17 protein-coding genes and 4 pseudogenes are annotated in these 18,376 nt (G+C 59.4%); 12 read left to right on the forward strand and 9 right to left on the reverse strand.

All coding sequences use genetic code 11. The annotated features are described in order from the left end of the window. The first annotated feature begins 54 nt into the window (after window positions 1-54). Window positions 55-1,262, forward strand: a pseudogene (locus AC1M2H_RS12390) (IS3 family transposase). Window positions 1,263-1,298: 36 nt separating this feature from the next. On the opposite strand, the pseudogene AC1M2H_RS12395 reads toward AC1M2H_RS12390, so the two are convergent. Further along, window positions 1,299-1,565 (reverse strand): annotated as a pseudogene (locus AC1M2H_RS12395) (LysE family translocator); the annotation flags it as partial. Between the two features lie 69 nt (window positions 1,566-1,634). Continuing rightward, a pseudogene (locus AC1M2H_RS12400) lies at window positions 1,635-2,355 on the reverse strand (SOS response-associated peptidase). A 523-nt stretch (window positions 2,356-2,878) separates the two neighbouring features. On the opposite strand from AC1M2H_RS12400, the gene sufA reads away from it, so the two are divergent. The 7 genes from sufA (at window position 2,879) to ldtE (ending at window position 9,552) form a co-directional block, all read left to right on the forward strand. Next, window positions 2,879-3,256, forward strand: coding sequence for a Fe-S cluster assembly scaffold SufA (gene sufA / locus AC1M2H_RS12405; RefSeq protein ID WP_426814487.1), 378 nt, complete (start codon window positions 2,879-2,881; stop codon window positions 3,254-3,256). 2 nt (window positions 3,257-3,258) lie between these two features. Then, window positions 3,259-4,746 (forward strand): Fe-S cluster assembly protein SufB, encoded by a 1,488-nt coding sequence (gene sufB / locus AC1M2H_RS12410; RefSeq protein WP_480151553.1) that lies wholly within the window; start codon window positions 3,259-3,261, stop codon window positions 4,744-4,746. Between the two features lie 67 nt (window positions 4,747-4,813). Next, a complete protein-coding gene (sufC, locus tag AC1M2H_RS12415) occupies window positions 4,814-5,560 on the forward strand; it encodes a Fe-S cluster assembly ATPase SufC (protein WP_426814489.1) in 747 nt (248 codons plus the stop codon). Beyond that, window positions 5,535-6,809, forward strand: a complete 1,275-nt coding sequence (gene sufD / locus AC1M2H_RS12420; protein WP_480151554.1) for a Fe-S cluster assembly protein SufD — start codon at window positions 5,535-5,537, stop codon at window positions 6,807-6,809. Before sufC ends, sufD begins: the two co-directional genes overlap by 26 nt. Continuing rightward, a complete protein-coding gene (gene sufS, locus AC1M2H_RS12425) occupies window positions 6,806-8,026 on the forward strand; it encodes a cysteine desulfurase SufS (RefSeq protein ID WP_480151555.1) in 1,221 nt (406 codons plus the stop codon). The genes sufD and sufS overlap by 4 nt, the downstream gene beginning before the upstream one ends. 11 nt (window positions 8,027-8,037) lie before the next feature. Beyond that, complete coding sequence (gene sufE, locus AC1M2H_RS12430; protein ID WP_480151556.1) at window positions 8,038-8,454, forward strand: cysteine desulfuration protein SufE; 417 nt, start codon at window positions 8,038-8,040, stop codon at window positions 8,452-8,454. Between the two features lie 99 nt (window positions 8,455-8,553). Beyond that, window positions 8,554-9,552, forward strand: a complete 999-nt coding sequence (gene ldtE, locus AC1M2H_RS12435; RefSeq protein WP_480151557.1) for a L,D-transpeptidase LdtE — start codon at window positions 8,554-8,556, stop codon at window positions 9,550-9,552. Between the two features lie 63 nt (window positions 9,553-9,615). Here ldtE and lpp read toward each other — a convergent pair whose 3' ends face one another. From lpp to ynhH, 3 genes are all read right to left on the reverse strand, one after another. Then, the gene (lpp, locus tag AC1M2H_RS12440) at window positions 9,616-9,852 is read right to left on the reverse strand and encodes a murein lipoprotein Lpp (RefSeq protein ID WP_010430241.1); all 237 of its coding nucleotides are present in this window, start codon (window positions 9,850-9,852) and stop codon (window positions 9,616-9,618) included. 311 nt (window positions 9,853-10,163) lie between these two features. Beyond that, complete coding sequence (gene pykF / locus AC1M2H_RS12445; protein ID WP_464415362.1) at window positions 10,164-11,576, reverse strand: pyruvate kinase PykF; 1,413 nt, start codon at window positions 11,574-11,576, stop codon at window positions 10,164-10,166. A 7-nt stretch (window positions 11,577-11,583) separates the two neighbouring features. Next, on the reverse strand, window positions 11,584-11,859 hold the full coding sequence (gene ynhH, locus AC1M2H_RS12450; RefSeq protein WP_480151558.1) for a protein YnhH: 276 nt from the start codon (window positions 11,857-11,859) through the stop codon (window positions 11,584-11,586). 149 nt (window positions 11,860-12,008) lie between these two features. Between ynhH and AC1M2H_RS12455 the strand changes: the two are divergent. The 3 genes and pseudogenes from AC1M2H_RS12455 to AC1M2H_RS12465 form a co-directional block, all read left to right on the forward strand. Next, a pseudogene (locus AC1M2H_RS12455) lies at window positions 12,009-12,089 on the forward strand (hypothetical protein); the annotation flags it as partial. Beyond that, window positions 12,082-12,297, forward strand: coding sequence for a fumarate hydratase FumD (fumD, locus tag AC1M2H_RS12460; protein WP_480151559.1), 216 nt, complete (start codon window positions 12,082-12,084; stop codon window positions 12,295-12,297). The pseudogene AC1M2H_RS12455 and the gene fumD, both read left to right, overlap by 8 nt. A 37-nt stretch (window positions 12,298-12,334) precedes the next feature. Continuing rightward, window positions 12,335-13,075 (forward strand): substrate-binding domain-containing protein, encoded by a 741-nt coding sequence (locus AC1M2H_RS12465; RefSeq protein ID WP_480151560.1) that lies wholly within the window; start codon window positions 12,335-12,337, stop codon window positions 13,073-13,075. On the opposite strand, the gene AC1M2H_RS12470 is transcribed toward AC1M2H_RS12465, so the two are convergent. From AC1M2H_RS12470 to AC1M2H_RS12480, 3 genes are read right to left on the reverse strand one after another with little or no spacing between them, the layout of a single operon-like run. Then, on the reverse strand, window positions 13,059-13,808 hold the full coding sequence (locus tag AC1M2H_RS12470) for an ABC transporter ATP-binding protein (RefSeq protein WP_480151561.1): 750 nt from the start codon (window positions 13,806-13,808) through the stop codon (window positions 13,059-13,061). The two genes, AC1M2H_RS12465 and AC1M2H_RS12470, sit on opposite strands and share 17 nt — an antisense overlap. Further along, the gene (locus AC1M2H_RS12475; RefSeq protein WP_480151562.1) at window positions 13,808-14,812 is read right to left on the reverse strand and encodes a FecCD family ABC transporter permease; all 1,005 of its coding nucleotides are present in this window, start codon (window positions 14,810-14,812) and stop codon (window positions 13,808-13,810) included. Before AC1M2H_RS12475 ends, AC1M2H_RS12470 begins: the two co-directional genes overlap by 1 nt. Further along, window positions 14,802-15,863 carry an ABC transporter substrate-binding protein gene (locus AC1M2H_RS12480; RefSeq protein WP_480151563.1) on the reverse strand — a complete coding sequence of 354 codons (1,062 nt, stop codon included), beginning with the start codon at window positions 15,861-15,863 and terminating at the stop codon, window positions 14,802-14,804. The genes AC1M2H_RS12475 and AC1M2H_RS12480 overlap by 11 nt, the downstream gene beginning before the upstream one ends. Window positions 15,864-16,055: 192 nt before the next feature. Between AC1M2H_RS12480 and AC1M2H_RS12485 the strand changes: the two genes are divergently transcribed. Beyond that, a complete protein-coding gene (locus AC1M2H_RS12485; RefSeq protein ID WP_480151564.1) occupies window positions 16,056-16,808 on the forward strand; it encodes a purine nucleoside phosphorylase YfiH/LACC1 family protein in 753 nt (250 codons plus the stop codon). Here the strand turns inward: AC1M2H_RS12485 and AC1M2H_RS12490 are convergent. Then, a complete protein-coding gene (locus tag AC1M2H_RS12490; RefSeq protein ID WP_480151565.1) occupies window positions 16,795-18,375 on the reverse strand; it encodes a rhodanese homology domain-containing protein in 1,581 nt (526 codons plus the stop codon). The genes AC1M2H_RS12485 and AC1M2H_RS12490 overlap by 14 nt on opposite strands. Window position 18,376: the final 1 nt, after the last annotated feature.

Consider the following 18,376-nt stretch of genomic DNA (forward strand, 5'->3'; position numbering starts at 1 on the left):
CTCCAGATAAGAGATAGGCTTAAATATATGTCTAACAACCATGTTAATTTTGAGATGACCGGGATCCTGTTAGGGCAAGAAGCCCGTAAGCGTAAGACTCCGCAAGAGAAAATTGCCATCATCCAGCAAACAATGGAGCCGGGTATGAATGTCTCCCACGTTGCTCGTCTGCACGGTATTCAGCCCAGTCTGCTGTTTAAATGGAAGAAGCAATATCAGGAAGGTAGCCTCACCGCCGTTGCGGCCGGAGAGGAAGTGGTTCCGGCTTCGGAGCTGGCGACTGCACTCAAACAGGTCCGGGAACTACAGCGTCTCCTGGGTAAGAAGACGATGGAAGTTGAGATCCTCAAAGAAGCGGTGGAGTACGGCCAGTCGCGAAAATGGATAGCGCACGCGCCCTTGTTGCCAAAGGACGGGGAATAGCTCTGGTTAGTCGCACCATGAGCGTGTCGCGTGCGCAGTTATCACTGCGGGTGAGCCGCTCTGCCGACTGGCAGGACAGGCGCAGCAACCGGCGTAATGACGAAGCTGATGCAGAGATACTGTCGGAGATCCTCGGCATCATCAGCGACATGCCCAGCTACGGTTACCGGCGGGTGTGGGGTATCCTGCGTAAGCAACGCCGTGTAGAGGGACTTCCACCGGTGAACGCCAAACGGCTTTACAGGATAATGAGCGAACATAATCTGCTGTTGTTGCGTGATAAACCAGAGCGTCCGAAGCGGGAGCATAAAGGCAAAATCGCGGTAGCGGAAAGCGATATGCGCTGGTGTTCAGACGGCTTCGAGTTCGGTTGTGACAACGGCGAGAAGCTTCGGGTGACGTTCGCACTGGACTGTTGCGACCGGGAGGCCATAGACTGGGCAGCGAGCACGGGAGGCTACGACAGTTCAACGGTACAGGATGTGATGCTGAGGTCAGTGGAAAGGCGCTTCGGTAGCACGCTGCCGGGTAAACCAGTGCAGTGGCTGACAGATAACGGTTCAGCGTACACCGCGCATGAAACGAAGAAGTTCGCGCGAGAACTGAATCTGGAGCCGTGTACAACAGCGGTGAGCAGCGCACAAAGTAACGGCATGGCCGAACGGTTCGTGAAAACGATGAAGGAAGATTACATCGCGTTCATGCCAAAACCAGATGTGGGAACAGCGCTACAGAACCTTGCAGCGGCGTTCAATCACTAGAATGAAAATCACCCGCACAGTGCGCTGGGATATCACTCTCCGAGAGAGTACCGGCGGCAGCGGGCATCGTTAACTTAAGATACAAAAGCTGTCCGGAGATGGCGGGTCAAGATCACCCAGCCATATCAGATAAGCCGCACCAGCCCACCTTAGCAGATCTAGCGCAACCGGCCATGCATGAACAATGGTTAGCAGCCCCAGGACAAGAAAAGAAACTTGCACAAAACCTGCTACAAATACGTTGCCCAGTACCGTAAGCAGTGCAATACGTCTTCCCTGACCAACTCCTCTGGCGATAGTCAGCATCATGTCTGGCCCCGGAGAAATCTCCAGAAGCGTCAGCGCGAGAAGGAAAGTCATAAACGTTTCGATGGAAGGCATCTTAGTTGAGTCCGGAAAAATATTTTCGCCACGTTACCTCAGCCCGATGCGGGCCGAAAGCAGAATATACTATAACGCCCGCTTCTGGCACATTGCGGGCGTTATCAAAGCTATAATAGCCTCAATCAATTCCGGCCCCTGATTCTTAACGTTATCCACCGCGCGGGAAACAGGGTGCCATGTGAAATGAATGGTCTGCTGGTACCGCACCATCTGCAATTATCTCCTCCGCCTCTTTCCCACCGATATCCTGCCTCACCCAGTAGCCCGCAGCTTCAGGAACCAGAACGAGCGGCCGACGGTCGTGAATAGCGACCAGCCCCTGATCGGCAGCAGCGGTCACAATCAAAAATCCCTCGGCTTCATCGCCGCGTTCAAAAGGCACGCTGCCGATCGCCGCCATAAAATGGGCTTTCCGTTTTTCCGGTGAATGAAGTAAGGCTGTTTCTTGTCACCTTAACGCCTCCACTCAAACCAGCCATCCGTAAAACAGATCGCCCGGCCATGCTGCCAGAGGGGCCTAAACATCCGGCTGGTTGCCGCGGTTTCTACACGAGCATTGATGAGCGCAGGTTTATCCCACAACCCGGGCGCGTATCCTCACAGTGAACCGGATCGAGGTGCAGTTGTTGGTTACGTTCGCTCAGCAACAGAACTTTGGCACCGGCGCAACGTTGTAACGGCCGATCGGTTCAGGGTTAAACGCAATATTCCGCTCGGCCTCTTCGGCCAGATAAGCCAGGTATTCTTCACGCGTTTGTGATTGGGCAAAACGTCCACACGTAGTCACCTCCTGCGGTCAGACTGAAAGCATCGATGTTGGAATAGAGCCGGAAAGAACCGCGGGGGTTAATGACGGAATCACATATCCGTCAGAAGGAAAAGCTGGCGTTAGTCAGGCTATTTTTCGGGGCATAACGGGGGCAGCGGAGTTGATGGGGACACTTTTGGGGACATTAAAATGTCCTTTCACGGACTTGATTGTCCGTCTGTGTAATAGTGTAACTCGTTGAATATCGGATAAGTCGCTGAAAGGCGGATTTTTTCATCTCCTATCTCAAAAATCGGTATTTTCGATACATCTTTTCCATTGCCGCATCTTCTGCCAACCCACAGCAAATAACTTATTATTTTTCAGTCTATTAAATCGAAAAAATGAGAGCTGATAAGCAGTAAAGCAGGGTCTATGCTTATAAAAAGAGCCGTAAAAGGGTCGCAGGGGCGAATACCCCTTCTCCAGGTGGGTTGAAGTGATAATTGTTATCACTAACATGGTGAGATGCCCTGATGGCGCCAACCAATGAGGTAGACCGATGGAAGTACAAGCAGGAACCTTTAACCCCGACGATTTTAGCTGGCGTGGCCTGATTATGACGCCCGCCGCCGCCGCCCATATCCGTGACCTGGTGAGCAAGCAGCCCCCGATGCAGGGGCTGCGTCTGGGCGTGAAAACCAGCGGCTGCGCCGGCTTTGCCTACGTCATGGAGCTTATCGCTGAGCCCGCGCAAGACGATCTGCTGTTTGAGTTCGAAGGCGCGAAGCTGTGGGCGCCGCTGCAGGCCATGCCGTTTATTGATGGTACGGAGCTGGATTACGTTCGGGAAGGATTAAATGAAATCTTCAAGTTTCATAACCCGAAAGCGCAGCACGAGTGCGGCTGCGGCGAAAGCTTTGGGGTTCAGGCGGAGTAATTATGTCTCGTAATACTGAAACAACTGACGATGTCAAAACCTGGACCGGCGGGCCGCTGAATTATAAAGAAGGCTTTTTTACCCGGTTGCAGACCGACGAGCTGGCCAAGGGCATCAGCGAAGAGGTGGTGCGGGCGATCTCCGCCCGCCGCAACGAGCCGGAGTGGATGCTGGAGTTCAGGCTGAACGCCTTCAGGGCGTGGCTGGAGATGGAAGAGCCGCACTGGCTGAAGGCGCACTACGATAAGCTGGACTATCAGGACTACAGCTACTATTCCGCGCCGTCCTGCGGCAACTGCGACGACACCTGCGCCTCCGCGCCGGGGGCGGTGCAGCAAACCGGCCCCGCTGACTTTCTGACCAGCGAAGTGGAAGAAGCCTTTAATCAGCTGGGCGTGCCGGTGCGCGAAGGGCGCGAAGTGGCGGTTGACGCCATATTTGACTCGGTCTCGGTCGCCACCACCTACCGGGAGAAGCTGGCGGAGCAGGGCATCATCTTCTGCTCCTTTGGCGAAGCAATCCACGACCATCCGGAGCTGGTGAAAAAATATCTCGGCACCGTGGTGCCCGGCAATGACAACTTCTTCGCCGCGCTGAACGCCGCGGTCGCCTCCGACGGCACCTTTATCTACGTGCCGAAAGGCGTGCGCTGCCCGATGGAGCTGTCGACCTATTTTCGCATTAATGCGGAAAAAACCGGCCAGTTTGAACGCACGATCCTCGTCGCCGACGAGGGCAGCTACGTCAGCTATATCGAAGGCTGTTCGGCGCCGGTTCGCGACAGCTACCAGCTGCACGCGGCGGTGGTTGAGGTCATCATTCACAAAGATGCCGAAGTAAAATACTCCACGGTGCAGAACTGGTTCCCCGGCGATAACAACACCGGCGGGATCCTCAACTTCGTCACCAAGCGGGCGCTCTGTGAAGGTGAAAACAGCAAAATGTCGTGGACCCAGTCGGAGACCGGCTCGGCGATAACGTGGAAGTACCCGAGCTGCATTCTGCGCGGCGACAACTCCATCGGCGAGTTCTTCTCGGTGGCGCTGACCAGCGGTCATCAGCAGGCGGATACCGGCACCAAAATGATTCATATCGGTAAAAACACCCGCTCGACGATTATCTCCAAAGGCATCTCCGCCGGGAAAAGCCAGAACAGCTACCGCGGGCTGGTCAAAATTATGCCGACGGCGACCAACGCGCGAAACTTCACCCAGTGCGACTCAATGCTGATCGGGCCGGACTGCGGGGCGCACACCTTCCCGTACGTCGAGTGCCGTAACAACAGCGCCCAGCTGGAACATGAAGCCACCACCTCACGAATTGGCGAAGATCAGCTGTTCTACTGCCTGCAGCGCGGGATCAGTGAAGATGATGCGATCTCAATGATCGTTAACGGTTTCTGTAAGGATGTCTTCTCAGAGCTGCCGCTGGAATTTGCCGTGGAAGCGCAAAAACTGCTGGCGATTAGCCTTGAACACAGCGTCGGTTAACGGTCTGAGCGAAACGGGACGCCGCGATAACGCCGCCTGAATCAGACCGCCGAATTAAGGAATATACATGTTAAGTATTAAAGATTTGCAGGTATCCGTTGAAGATAAAGAGATCCTGCGCGGATTGAACCTCGATATCCGACCAGGCGAAGTTCACGCCATTATGGGCCCCAACGGCTCCGGGAAAAGTACGCTCTCGGCAACGCTCGCCGGGCGCGAAGACTATGAGGTAACCGGCGGCAGCGTTGAGTTTAAAGGCAAGGATCTGCTCGAGCTCGCGCCGGAGGATCGCGCGGGCGAGGGGATCTTTATGGCCTTCCAGTATCCGGTTGAAATTCCGGGCGTCAGCAATCAGTTCTTCCTGCAAACGGCGCTGAACGCGGTGCGCCGCTATCGCGGGCAGGAGCAGCTGGATCGCTTTGATTTTCAGGATCTGATGGAAGAGAAAATCAAGCTGCTGAAGATGCCGGAAGACCTGCTGACCCGCTCGGTCAACGTCGGCTTCTCCGGCGGCGAGAAAAAGCGCAACGACATCCTGCAGATGGCGGTACTGGAGCCGGAGCTGTGCATTCTCGATGAATCCGACTCGGGGCTGGATATCGACGCCCTGAAGATCGTTTCCGAAGGCGTCAACGCGCTGCGCGACGGCAAGCGTGCGTTTATTATCGTTACCCACTACCAGCGTATTCTCGACTATATCAAGCCTGATTACGTCCACGTGCTGTATCAGGGGCGGATCGTCAAATCCGGCGACTTCACCCTGGTCAAACAACTGGAGGAGCAGGGCTATGGCTGGCTTACCGAACAGCAGTAACGCGCTGCAGCAGTGGCATCACCTGTTTGAAGCTCAGGCGGAGCAGCGAACGCCGGAAGCGCACCAGCACCTGCAGCAGGCGCTGCGCCTGGGGCTGCCGACGCGCAAGCATGAGCACTGGAAATATACCCCGCTGGATGCGCTGCTCGGCGGCACCTTTGTCGCTCCGCAGCCCGAGGCGCTAACCGAAGCGCAGCGGGACGCGCTAGCGCTCTCCGTCGATGCCTGGCGGCTGGTGTTTATCGACGGCCGCTACAGTGAAGAATTGAGCGACGGGCTGGCCGACAGCGGCTATGAAGTGAATATTGATAACCAGCGTCAGGCGCTGCCCGATGCGCTGCAGCCGGAGCTGTTTCTGCACCTGACCGAAAGCCTGGCGCCGACGGTGACCCGCATTCGCGTGAAGCGCAACCAGCGCCCCACGAGGCCGCTGCTGATTATGCACGTGACGCGCGGGCTGGCGGGTGAAGAGATGAATACCGCCCACTACCGGCATCACCTGGATCTGGAGAGCGGCGCGGAGGCGACGATTATTGAGCACTACGTCAGCCTCAACGAGCAACGCCATTTTACCGGCGGACGCCTGACCGCTACGGTGGCGGATAACGCGCATCTGCAGCATATCAAGCTGGCCTTTGAAAACCCGCAGAGCTTCCACTTTGCCCACAACGACCTCTCGCTGGGGCGCGATGCGTCGGCCTTTAGCAGCAGCTTCCTGCTCGGCGGCGCGGTGCTGCGCCAGAATACCAGCGCGCAGCTGCGGGGTGAGAACAGCAACCTGCGGATCAACTCGCTGGCGATGCCGGTGAAAAATGAGGTCTGCGACAGCCGCACCTGGCTGAACCATGACGTCGGCTACTGCAACAGCCGCCAGCTGCATAAAACCATCGTCAACGATAAAGGCCGGGCGGTCTTTAACGGCCTGATTAACGTTGCGCCGAACGCGATTAAAACCGACGGCCAGATGACCAACAACAATCTGCTGCTGGGCCGGCTGTCGGAGGTGGATACCAAGCCGCAGCTGGAGATTTACGCTGATGACGTCAAATGTAGCCACGGCGCCACCATCGGGCGCATCGACGACGAACAGCTGTTTTACCTGCGCTCGCGCGGCATCACCGGGCAGGCGGCACAGCATATGATCCTGTACGCTTTCGCCGCCGAGCTGACGGAAGCCATTGACGACGCGGCGCTCAGGCAGCAAATCCTCGCGCGCATCGGTCAGCGCTTACCGGGAGAGGCAGCATGACGTTTTCTGTTGAACGAGTTCGCGCGGATTTTCCGCTGCTCGGCCGGGAGGTCAACGGCCAGCCGCTGGTCTATCTGGACAGCGCCGCCAGCGCGCAAAAACCGGAGGCGGTGATCCACGCCGAGGCGGAGTTTTATCGCCACGGCTATGCCGCCGTGCATCGCGGTATTCACACCCTCAGCGCGGAGGCGACGACGCGCATGGAGCAGGTTCGCCAGCAGGCGGCCACCTTCCTCAACGCGCGCTCTGCGGAAGAGCTGGTGTTTGTCCGCGGGACCACCGAAGGCATTAACCTGGTGGCCAATAGCTGGGGCAACGCCAACGTGGGGGCCGGGGATAACATCATCGTCAGCGCGATGGAGCACCATGCCAATATCGTTCCGTGGCAGCTGCTCTGCGCCCGGGTCGGCGCCGAGCTGAGGGTGATTCCGCTCAATCCGGACGGAACCCTGCAGCTGGATGCGATACCGGGTCTGTTTGACGCGCGCACCCGCCTGCTGGCCATCGCCCAGGTCTCCAACGTGCTGGGCGTTGAAAACCCGGTAGCGGCGCTGATTGCCCTGGCGCATCAGCACGGCGCCAGGGTGCTGGTGGACGGCGCCCAGGCGGTGATGCACCACGTCGTGGACGTCCAGGCGCTGGACTGCGACTTCTACGTCTTCTCCGGCCACAAGCTGTATGGCCCGACCGGGATCGGGATCCTCTATGGTAAAGCGGAGCTGCTGGACGCGATGCCGCCGTGGGAAGGGGGCGGCTCGATGATCGCCACCGTCAGCCTGACCCAGGGGACCACCTGGGCAAAAGCGCCGTGGCGCTTTGAGGCGGGGACGCCAAATACCGGCGGCATTATCGGGCTTGGCGCGGCGCTGGAGTACGTCAGCGCGCTGGGGCTGGCGCATATCGGCGAATATGAGCAGACCCTGATGCGCTACGCGCTGCAGGAGCTGACAAAAGTGCCGGACCTGACCGTCTACGGCCCGCCGCAGCGGCTCGGGGTGATTGCCTTTAATCTCGGCGCGCATCACGCTTACGACGTCGGCAGCTTCCTCGATAACTACGGTGTCGCGATCCGCACGGGCCATCACTGCGCCATGCCGCTGATGGACTTCTTTAGCGTTCCGGCGATGTGTCGGGCGTCGCTGGCGATGTACAATACCACGGAAGATGTGGATCGGCTGGTGGCAGGGCTACAGCGCATTCACCGGCTATTAGGCTAAAGGAAGCAATCATGGCGGCGTTACCGGATAAAGAGAAACTGCTGCGCAACTTCAGCCGTTGCGCAAACTGGGAAGAGAAGTACCTCTATATTATTGAGCTTGGCCAGCGGCTGGCGCCGCTGAGCGCCGAGGAGCATACGGCGCAAAATATTATCCAGGGCTGCCAGAGTCAGGTATGGATTGTCATGGAGCAGAGCGAAACGGGCGTGCTCGTGCTGCGCGGCGATAGCGATGCGGCTATCGTCAAAGGGCTCATCGCCGTGGTGTTTATCCTCTATGACCAGATGACGGCTAAGGATATCACCGCCTTTGACGTTCGTCCGTGGTTTGAAAAGATGGCGCTAACTCAGCACCTTACGCCATCGCGGTCGCAGGGGCTGGAAGCCATGATCCGCGCAATTCGCGCGAAAGCCGCAAATCTTAGCTAGAATAAACAGGTAGATTTCATTCTGTTACGTTCGGCGGGAACGCGTATCCCGCCGATGTACAGATCTTGGCGTTTTATTAGCGAAAGAAGGAATCTCAGTATGAAACGCGCGTCTCTCCTCACTTTATCCCTTCTGGCGGCCCTCAGCGCGCAGCACGGCGCCTGGGCGGTAGATTACCCACTTCCTCCTGCTAACAGCAGGATCATTGGTCAAAATCAATTCTGGACGGTACAGGAGGGGGATCGCAACCTGCAGGCGATTGCCCGGCATTTTGATACTGCGGCAATGCTGATCCTCGAAGCTAACGATACGCTGGCACCGGTGGAGCCTAAGCCGGGCACCCAGGTGTTGATCCCTTCGCAGATGCTGCTGCCCGACGCGCCTCGGGAGGGGATTGTCGTCAACCTGGCGGAGCTGCGGCTGTACTACTTCCCGCCGGGGCAAAATTTAGTGCAGGTCTATCCTCTCGGCATCGGCCAGCTGGGGCTGGAAACGCCGGAGATGACCACCCGCGTCGGACAGAAGATCCCCAACCCGACCTGGACCCCGACGGCGGGCATTCGCGCCCGTTCGCTGGAGAAAGGGATTAAGCTGCCGCCCGTGATCCCGGCGGGGCCAAACAACCCTCTGGGGCGCTATGCGCTGCGCCTGGCGTACGGTAACGGCGAATACCTCATTCACGGCACCAACGCGCCGGACAGCGTGGGGCTGCGGGTCAGCTCCGGCTGTATGCGCATGAACGCCGCCGATATTCAGGCGCTCTTTAATCAGGTGAAGAGCGGAACGCCGGTACGCATCATCAATCAGCCGGTGAAGTTTGCGGTTGAGCCGGACGGCAGGCGCTACGTTGAGGTACACCGGCCGCTGTCGCAGGATGAAAGCGGCAATACCCGCACCCTTGCCTATACGCTCCCGGCGGAATTCCATCAGTTTTCCGGCGACAAGTCCGTCGACGAGGAGCTGCTGAAGCGCGCGCTGTCCAGACGAGCGGGCTATCCGGTGGTGGTTTCTGGCGGAGAGCAGAGCGCTGCGGAAGGGGCGGTATCGAGTTTGTCGGTGCAGAATGCGCCGGTTGATGAGAGCAAAAGAGTGCAGTAAATCGGGCGGGGAGGGACAAAAAAATGGCGCACAATGTGCGCCATTTCTATTACACAGGCACTATTACTTACGGTATTTAGTAGCCTGGTTGTCCAGACGCTGGTTAGCGCGTGCTGCGTCATCTTTAGCAGCCTGAACGTCGGAACGGATTGCGTTCACGTCGTTGCTCAGCTGGTCAACTTTAGCGTTCAGAGTCTGAACGTCAGAAGACAGCTGATCGATTTTAGCATTGCTGGAGCAACCAGCCAGCAGAGTAGAACCCAGGATTACCGCGCCCAGTACCAGTTTAGTACGATTCATTATTAATACCCTCTAGATTGAGTTAATCTCCATGTAGCGTTACAAGTATTACACAAACTTTTTTGGGATGAGAATATTTTTTTACGCTAATACGCTTATTTTTGATCGTTCGCTCAAAGAAGCAACGAATTTGCCGGGGTGGTTTAAAAATCCGTGTGAAAACAGCGCGCTTCCATCGGATTCATCTTAGATAATCTTCTGTTAAATAGTAAATTCCGATTTGCATTTTTATTAACAGTAGCTAGTGATTGAATAAAAAAAGGCGCCTCACGGAGGCGCCTTTAAAGAAAAACGTATTAGCCTGTAAATTATTACAGCACGTGCACGGAGGCGGTATTGGTTGTTCCGCTTGGAACCAGCGCGCCGGAGACCATGACCACGACGTCGCCTTTACGCGCCAGGCCGCTCTGCAGAGCCAGCTCTTTGCCCAGTCTGTAGAAGTCGTCGGTAGAGGCCAACTGCTCAACCAGCTGTGGCACAACGCCTTTGGTCAGCACCAGCTGGCGGGCGGTGGTCTGGTTGGTAGTCAGCGCCAGAATGGTGGCATCCGGGAAATATTTACGCACTGCGCGAGCGGATTTGCCGCCCTGGGTGGCGACGACGATCAGCGGCGCTTCCAGTTTTTCAGCGGTTTCTACCGCACCGCGGCAAACGGCTTCGGTGATGCGCAGCTTGCGGTTGTCGTTGTTGAACTCCAGGCGGCTGGTCATCACGCGGTCGGTACGTTCGCAGATGGTCGCCATGATGGTCACCGCTTCCAGCGGGTATTTACCTTTTGCCGATTCGCCGGACAGCATCACGGCATCGGTGCCGTCGAGGATGGCGTTAGCGACGTCGCCGGCTTCCGCACGGGTCGGACGCGGGTTCTTGATCATGGAGTCCAGCATCTGAGTCGCGGTGATAACCACTTTACGCGCGCGGATACATTTTTCGATGATCATTTTCTGGGCGAAGATAACCTCTTCAACCGGGATTTCAACGCCCATGTCGCCGCGAGCAACCATGATGCCGTCAGAGGCTTCAAGGATTTCGTCGAAGTTGTTCAGGCCTTCCTGGTTTTCGATCTTGGAGATGATCTGGATGTTGTCGCCGCCGTGAGCCTTCAGATGTTCGCGGATCTCAACCACGTCAGAACGTTTACGGATAAAGGATGCCGCAACAAAGTCAACGCCCTGTTCGCAGCCGAAGATCAGATCCTGTTTGTCTTTCTCTGCCAGCGCCGGCAGAGCGATAGAGACGCCCGGCAGGTTAACGCCTTTGTTCTCGCCGAGGTCGCCGTTATTCAGCACTTTACAGATAACGTTTTTACCTTCGATGGCGGTGACTTCCATGCCGATCAGGCCATCGTCAACCAGTACGGTGTTGCCTACGGAGAGGTCAGTGGTGAAACCTTCATAGGTGACGGCCACGATTTCGCTGTTGCCGACCACGGATTTGTCGGTTGTGAAGGTGAAGGTCTGGCCCGCTTTCAGGGAGACGTCGTTGCCGCCTTCCAGCTTGATGGTGCGAATTTCCGGACCTTTGGTATCCAGCAGGATAGCGGCGGTTTTACCGGTTTTGCTTACCACATTGCGCAGGTTCTGGATGCGCTGACCGTGTTCAGCATAGTCGCCGTGAGAGAAGTTAAGACGCATGACGTTCATGCCCGCGTCCAGCATCTTGGTTAACATCTCTTCGGATTCGGTTTTCGGACCGATGGTGCAAACGATTTTGGTCTTTTTCATGAAGGTATTAGTCTTTAAGTTGTGAAGGATTGGGAAATCTCGCTCCGCCGGCGCGCTGCCGTAGAGTCAAACCTGTATTGCGAAAGTTGCTATGGCACGCTCTAAGGATAGGTGACAACAAAAGAGCGTGCAGAAGAATGTGTGCTGGCGGTTCAGCCCATGAAAAGAGGCAATTTGTTATGCTTTTAGTCATGCAGTCCAATGTGCTGAAACCATTCAAGAAAGAATCGGTGTGCATTATACGACGATGAAACAAAAAAGGAAAATGAAAACAATGTTTCATTTTTCGTCAAACAAACGTAACAAAACTCACACCAATTACAAGCTTATCTGCAACACAAATTTTCGCCAGGCGCTAAGCAAAATTGGCTCCCGCACGCGGTTTTAACTGCAGTTTTAATGCGAAAATTGGCCACTAGCGCAGAAATGGCGCGCTGGTTTGCTTTATGCGCAAAACGTATCAATAATGAATTGATTGATAATGATAATTTACGAGCGAAATTCGATGGGAAACCGAGCAAAAGACGACGAGTTGTACCAGGAAATGTGCCGCGTGGTGGGGAAAGTGGTGCTCGAAATGCGCGATCTGGGTCAGGAACCGAAACACATCGTGATTGCCGGCGTGGTACGCACCGCGCTGGCGAACCCAAAAATCGCCCGAACGGAGCTGACTCGCGAAGCGATGGCCCGGGTTATTCACGCTTTATCCGGGCATGAATAGCGCCGACGGTAGCCCCGCGCGCTTCAGCGAGGGTTCTATGACAGATGGCATCGTTCTGCTGGCGGCGGGAAGCCTGAAGGGCGCCTTTGTCCCGCTGCTGGCACGTTTTCATCAGCTTACCGGCATTGTGGTCGAGGCGTATTTTGGCCCCGCGGGCCTGCTGCGCGAACGGATTGAGGCCGGAGAGCGCTGCTCGGTTTTCGCCTCCGCCAATCGCCGGCACCCGCAGGCGCTGCAGCAGGCGGGGCTGGCGGGCGAGTGCTGGCCGTTTGCCGCTAACCAGCTGATGCTTACCGTGCGACGAACGGCCGCCACCGACGAAGCCGACTGGCTGACGCTGCTTCGCGATCCGCAGCTGCGGCTGGCGACCTCAACGCCGGGCTGCGATCCTTCCGGCGACTATACCTGGCAGCTGTTCGAACGAATTGAGGCCCGCTATCCGGGAGCAGGACGGGAGATGATGGACCGCGCGCGGCAGCTGGTGGGGGGCAGGAATTCGCTAAGCGTCCCGCCGGGCAAGACCGCAGGAGCCTGGCTGATTGGCGAGGGGTTAGCGGATCTGTTTATCGGCTACGCCCACTACGCCAGCCAGATGGCAGCCGGTGACGCGCTGCGTACCGTCACCATTCCGCCGCCGTGGAGCGTGCGCGCCGACTACTACCTGACACAAACCGAAGAGAGCGCCGACGCGCAGCGGCTCTGCGGCTTTATTCTCGGCGACGAGGGGCAGGGCTACCTGCGCGCGGCGGGCTTTTTGCCGCTCAGCGGCGGATCGTAAACTGCGGCGCCAGCAGCGGCACGGCGGATCCGGGGTGGTTGATTTTGTGTACCGGCAGGCCGTAGGCGCGCTGCAGATTGGCTTCGCTCAGCACTTCGGCGGACTCTCCCGCCAGCCATTCGCCCTCGGGCAGCAGGAGTAGCGTGTGGCTGGCTATCTGCAGGGCGTGGGTCGGATCGTGGGTGGTGAACAGCACTGTACGCGCCCGGCGATGCGCCAGATCGCTGATCAGCTGCAGCACCACCTGCTGGTTGGCGAGATCCAGCGCCGAGTAGGGCTCATCGAGCAGGATATTCTGGCTGGCGCCCACCAGCGCGCGGGCGATCAGCACCAGCTGCTGCTGGCCGCCGGAGAGCGCGCGGAAGGCTGCGGCGGCCAGATGCGCAATCCCCAGCTGGCGCAGCGCCTCCTGCACCTGTCGGCGGTCCTCGGCGCCGGGCTGGGCGAAGAGATCGACATGCCGCGCCCGGCCCATCAGCACCACCTCCTGCACCTGCCAGCTAAACGCCGGGCGAAAAGATTGCGGCACGATGGCGGTGCCGCCGACGGACTCAAACCTGCCGCCGAGCGGCGGAAGCACGCCGGTCAGCGTATCAAGCAGCGTGCTTTTCCCGCGGCCGTTAGCGCCCAGGATCGCCCAGATCTCGCCGGCGCGACAGCGCAGGCTAAGGGGCGCAAACAGCGGCTGACGGTGGCCATACAGCAGCTGCGTCAGGCTAAGAGAGGCTTCCATCAGACGGTTCCTCGACGACGGGAATGGAACAGCAGCCAGCTAAACAGCGGCGCGCCGAGCAGGGCGGTGATAATGCCAATCGGGATCTCCGCCTGGGTCAAGGTGCGGGCCAGACCGTCCACCACCACCATAAAGCCGCCGCCGAGCCAGAAGGCGGTGGGCAGCAGGCGCCGGTGATCGGCGCCGACCAGCAGGCGAGCAAGATGTGGAATAACCAGCCCGACCCAGGCGATGCTGCCGCTGACCGCCACCTGCGAGGCCACCAGCACGGCGCAGCAGACCAGCACGCTGCGCCGCAGCGCGACGACCGGGACGCCCAGCCCGCGGGCGTCCTTATCCTCCAGCGCCAGCAGGTTAATCCGCCAGCGCAGCCGATAGAGAATGGTCGCGGCGGCGATCACCGGCAGCGCCATAATCATCACCTTATGCCAGTTGGCGGTGGCGAAGCTGCCCAGCAGCCAGAAGACGATATTTGGCAGCGTCTCTTCGCTATCGGCCAGATACTGCATCAAGCTGACCAGCGCGGCGAAAAAGCCGCTGAGGATAATGCCCGAGAGGATCAGCACCAGGGTGTTTTCCCGCCCCTGCAGCGCCGCAATCAGGTACACCAGCATCAGCGCCAGCAGGCCAAAACCGAACGTCGAAGCCATCATCAGCAGCGTGTCCAGACCCAGCAGGATCGCCAGGGTTCCGCCGAAAGCGGAGCCGGAGGTCACGCCGATGATATGCGGATCAACCAGCGGGTTTTGAAAGACCCCCTGCAGGGTGGCCCCGCACAGGCCCAGCGCGCCGCCGGCCAGCAGCGCCATCGTCACGCGCGGCAGACGCACCGACCAGACGATCTGCCCGGCCACGCCGTCGGCGGGGGAGAGATGGCCCAGCTGGCGAAAAACCTCGCCGAGGCTCAGCGGATACTGGCCAAAACAGAGTGATGCCACGGCAATTAGCAGCGTTGCCAGCCCCAGCCCGCCCTGCAGCAGCGCCGGATGGCGATTACTGAGCATCCGGCGTCCACTTCACGCGGTAAAAGCGCTGATAGTAATCCTGCGCCCTGGCATCGACGTCGATGCTGCTATAGCGCGAGGGATAGAGCTTTTTCGCCATCCACAGCTCGCCGATCGCCAGCGCTTCCGGCATCGGGTAGCCCCAGGCTTTGGCGTATTCCGGCATCAGCCAGACGCGATGGTTTTTCACCGCGTCGATGCCTTGCCACTGCGGATCGTTGGTAATCTGTTTTACCACTTCCGGATAGCGGTCCTGGACAAAGATCACCTGCGGGTTCCACAGCAGCACCTGCTCCAGCGAGACCTGGCGCGCGCCTTTCACCGAGGCGGCCGCCACGTTCAGCGCGCCGGCGTGCTTCATCATCAGGCCGGTATACTTCCCGGAGCCGTAGGTGTTGAGATCCGGGTTGGCCATATAGACGCGCACGCGCCGATCGTCGGGAATATCCGCGACCGGCGCGTTGGCTTTGTTCCGTGCGTCAAAGGTATAGCGAATCAGCTCCTCCGCCTGAGCCTTGCGCTCGACCACTTCGCCAATCAGGCGAATGCCCTGCTTCAACCCTTGGTTATAGGCCTGTTCTTCATCGGCCATCGACGGGTTCATTTTGTCTTTCTCGCCGGCGGCGTCCTGGCGTAACGAGACGGCGACCACCGGGATGCCGGCATGCTGAATCTGCTCAATCATCGCCTGGGGAGCGTAGTTGGCGACGAACACCACCTGCGGATGCAGCGCCAGCAGGCTTTCGATGTTGACCTGGGTTAAATCGCCCGGCGTTGGCAGCTGCTCAATACCGGGCATAAAGCGGGCGAAAGCGGGGCCGAGCTGCTTTTTCCAACTGCTCATCACGCCGACAATATCGTCGGCGGCGTTAAGCTGCACCAGCAGGTTGAGGGTCTGGTGCTGCAGCACCACGGCGCGGGTAATATGGTCCGGAAGGGTCACTTCGCGGCCAAGCTGGTCGGTGACGGTGCGATCGGCAAAGGCGTTCGCGGTGAACAGGGTGCTGGCGACCAGCGTCAGGCTGAGCAAGAAACGAGGTAGTGTTGACATAGGCGGCTCGATTAGATGGCAAAGAATCGTTGTGCATTAAAATATATAGCGCTGGTGGAAGCAACGCTAAACGTCGCGTATACCCCTTAAGATCAAGGTATTTTCCCGCCTTATCCCGCTGACGGGCCGCCTTGCGCATCCGCCGACTTTGGCATACGGTAAATCATCACTCATTCATTTTCCGCCGCCATTATGTCCTTTCAATCCCGATTATTAAGCGATATCCCCGGCATCCGCCACGCCTTCCTCGACGTGCACGAGACCGCCGCCTTTCCCTACGGCGAGATGGCGCCGGTTAAGCTGGTTCACGGCAATGTTGTCCATCACTATCGGGCGCCGTTGGCCGAACGGCCGCACGCCGACGCGGTGTTCACCGCCCTGAGCGGGCAGAAGGTGGGGGTGGTTACCGCCGACTGCCTGCCGATGCTGATGGCCTCCCGCGACGGACGCTACGTCTGCAGCGTTCATGCCGGCTGGCGCGGCGCGGCGAGCGGGATTATCGAAAACAGCCTGGCGCTGTTCCGCGAGCATCGGGTGGAGCCGGAGGAGGTGGTGGTGGCGATCGGGCCGCATATCCACGCCTGCTGCTATGAAGTCTCCGCCGAGTTTTATCAGACCCTGTTGACGATGCCGGCGGGCGAGCTGGCGCGTCGGCACAGCGAGCGCCTGTTCCATCGGCGCCCCGCACAGCCTGCCAGGGCGGAGCAGGCTCGGGGGACGGCGGCGGATAGCTTGTGGTTCGATCTGCGGGCCTTTGCCGGGCTGCTGTTGCTGCACGCCGGCGTGGCGGATGACAACGTCGAGTGGCTGGGCGGCTGCACCTACTGCACGCCGCAGGCGCTGGGCTCGTTCCGGCGGCGCACCCATTTCCCGGCGCCGAAAACCTTCCAGTACTCGTGGATTATGCGCGCGCCGGGCCGGGAAAGCGGCGCTAGCGCACCGTAAAGCCGTGGGTGGCGTCGCGCGCCAGCTGCTCGACGAGCCCGAACTCCCAGTCAAGATAGGCCTGCATTGCCTCGGGAGAGTTATCCGTTCCCTCATACGGCCGGCGATAGCGGTCGGCAGGTTCGATCGCCAGGTGGGTATTTCCCTGTTCCAGCGGCAGCTCGGCGGCGATCCACGACTGCGTGCCGCCGCGCAGCAGCTGTACCGGTTTACTGGTCAGCGCCGCCACTTCGGTGACAGCGTAACGCGCCAGCAGGCTACTGCCGCAGGTCAGGACGTAGCGGCTGGCGGGAGGAACGACCTCCAGCGCCTGCTTTAATCGCGAGCGCGTCAGCCACCAGGCGCCGGGAATATGCCGGGCGACGTAGTTGGCGCTGGTGGTGAAATCGAGCACCGCGGTGCCCGGCTCCTGAAGCAGCTCCGCCAGCCGTTGGGGATCGATCTCATCCGCCGCCGGCGCCGGCGGGACGCTGGCTGCCGGTACGCCGCGTTCGCTAAAAGCGGCCGGATTCGCTTCGCGCAGCACCGCCGTCTCCCAGCCCATCTGCGCCAGCCAGGAGGCGGTGATGGCCGCGCGAACGCCGTCATCGTCAATCAGCACAATTCGCGCGCCGCGCACGCTGGCATGGTGGTCGGTCTCCTGCACCAGCTGCCCGCCTGGAGCGCTGAGGCTGCCGGGCAGGTGGCCGGCGGCGTACTCCTCCGGGCTGCGGACGTCAAACAGATAGGTGGTGCGATCCTCCTGGCGCCGCCAGCGCTGCAGCGTAGTCTCATCAATAAACGTCACCCCGGCGCTTTCGGCCAGCGCGCGCACCTGCTGGCGCCGCTCCGTCGACGCCTGCCGCTCAGGGTCATAGCGCCGCTGTTGCCCATGTTCCAGCGTCAGGCCCGCCAGCGTCCAGCCGATGGTGCCGTTGCGCAGGGCGTAGACCGGATTACGCACTCCGGCGTTGAGCAGCGACTGGGCGCCGATAATGCTGCGGGTGCGTCCCGCGCAGTTAACCACGATCGGCGTCTGCTCCGAGGTTACGAGGCCGTCAACCCGCAGCGCCAGCTCGCCGCCGGGTACGCTGATGCTGCCGGGAATGCTCATGGTCTGATACTCATCGAAGCGTCGCGCGTCCAGCACCACCACCGGCTGCGAGCCGTTAATCAGCGCCTGAACCTCCTGCGCGCTCAGGGAAGGCGTATGGCGCTGGCTCTCGACCAGTTCGCCAAACGCTTTGCTCGGAGAGTTGACGTCCTGAAACAGCTCCCCGCCGCTGCGCTGCCAGCCTGCCAGCCCGCCGTCGAGCTGGGCGACATCCCGGTAGCCCCAGCCGCGCAGGCGTTCGAGAGCCAGGACGGCAAGGCCTTCGCCGTTGTCGTAAACGGTTATCGGCGTCGTCAGGCGTGGCACCCGGCGGCTGATTTCCAGCTCCAGCTTGCTGAGCGGCAGATTTGCGGCGAACAGCGGATGCGCGGTGGCAAAGTGCGCTTCTTCACGTACGTCGATCAGCGCCAGCTCAGCGCCGTCGAGCAGCGCCTGGCGGATCTGTGCGGCCTGGCGTAAGGAGTGAACGGGCATA

This window comes from Klebsiella sp. F11, assembly GCF_056712265.1.

Coding starts and splice junctions, on each gene's coding strand:
- sufS (WP_480151555.1), top strand. CDS start 6,806: ATGACGTTTTCTGTTGAACGAGTTCGCGCGGATTTTCCGCTGCTCGGC.
- AC1M2H_RS12480 (WP_480151563.1), bottom strand. CDS start 15,863: ATGTCAACACTACCTCGTTTCTTGCTCAGCCTGACGCTGGTCGCCAGC.
- ldtE (WP_480151557.1), top strand. CDS start 8,554: ATGAAACGCGCGTCTCTCCTCACTTTATCCCTTCTGGCGGCCCTCAGC.
- pykF (WP_464415362.1), bottom strand. CDS start 11,576: ATGAAAAAGACCAAAATCGTTTGCACCATCGGTCCGAAAACCGAATCC.
- sufC (WP_426814489.1), top strand. CDS start 4,814: ATGTTAAGTATTAAAGATTTGCAGGTATCCGTTGAAGATAAAGAGATC.
- AC1M2H_RS12490 (WP_480151565.1), bottom strand. CDS start 18,375: ATGCCCGTTCACTCCTTACGCCAGGCCGCACAGATCCGCCAGGCGCTG.
- AC1M2H_RS12470 (WP_480151561.1), bottom strand. CDS start 13,808: ATGGAAGCCTCTCTTAGCCTGACGCAGCTGCTGTATGGCCACCGTCAG.
- AC1M2H_RS12475 (WP_480151562.1), bottom strand. CDS start 14,812: ATGCTCAGTAATCGCCATCCGGCGCTGCTGCAGGGCGGGCTGGGGCTG.
- AC1M2H_RS12485 (WP_480151564.1), top strand. CDS start 16,056: ATGTCCTTTCAATCCCGATTATTAAGCGATATCCCCGGCATCCGCCAC.
- sufD (WP_480151554.1), top strand. CDS start 5,535: ATGGCTGGCTTACCGAACAGCAGTAACGCGCTGCAGCAGTGGCATCAC.
- fumD (WP_480151559.1), top strand. CDS start 12,082: ATGGGAAACCGAGCAAAAGACGACGAGTTGTACCAGGAAATGTGCCGC.
- lpp (WP_010430241.1), bottom strand. CDS start 9,852: ATGAATCGTACTAAACTGGTACTGGGCGCGGTAATCCTGGGTTCTACT.
- sufA (WP_426814487.1), top strand. CDS start 2,879: ATGGAAGTACAAGCAGGAACCTTTAACCCCGACGATTTTAGCTGGCGT.
- ynhH (WP_480151558.1), bottom strand. CDS start 11,859: ATGAAACATTGTTTTCATTTTCCTTTTTTGTTTCATCGTCGTATAATG.
- sufE (WP_480151556.1), top strand. CDS start 8,038: ATGGCGGCGTTACCGGATAAAGAGAAACTGCTGCGCAACTTCAGCCGT.
- AC1M2H_RS12465 (WP_480151560.1), top strand. CDS start 12,335: ATGACAGATGGCATCGTTCTGCTGGCGGCGGGAAGCCTGAAGGGCGCC.
- sufB (WP_480151553.1), top strand. CDS start 3,259: ATGTCTCGTAATACTGAAACAACTGACGATGTCAAAACCTGGACCGGC.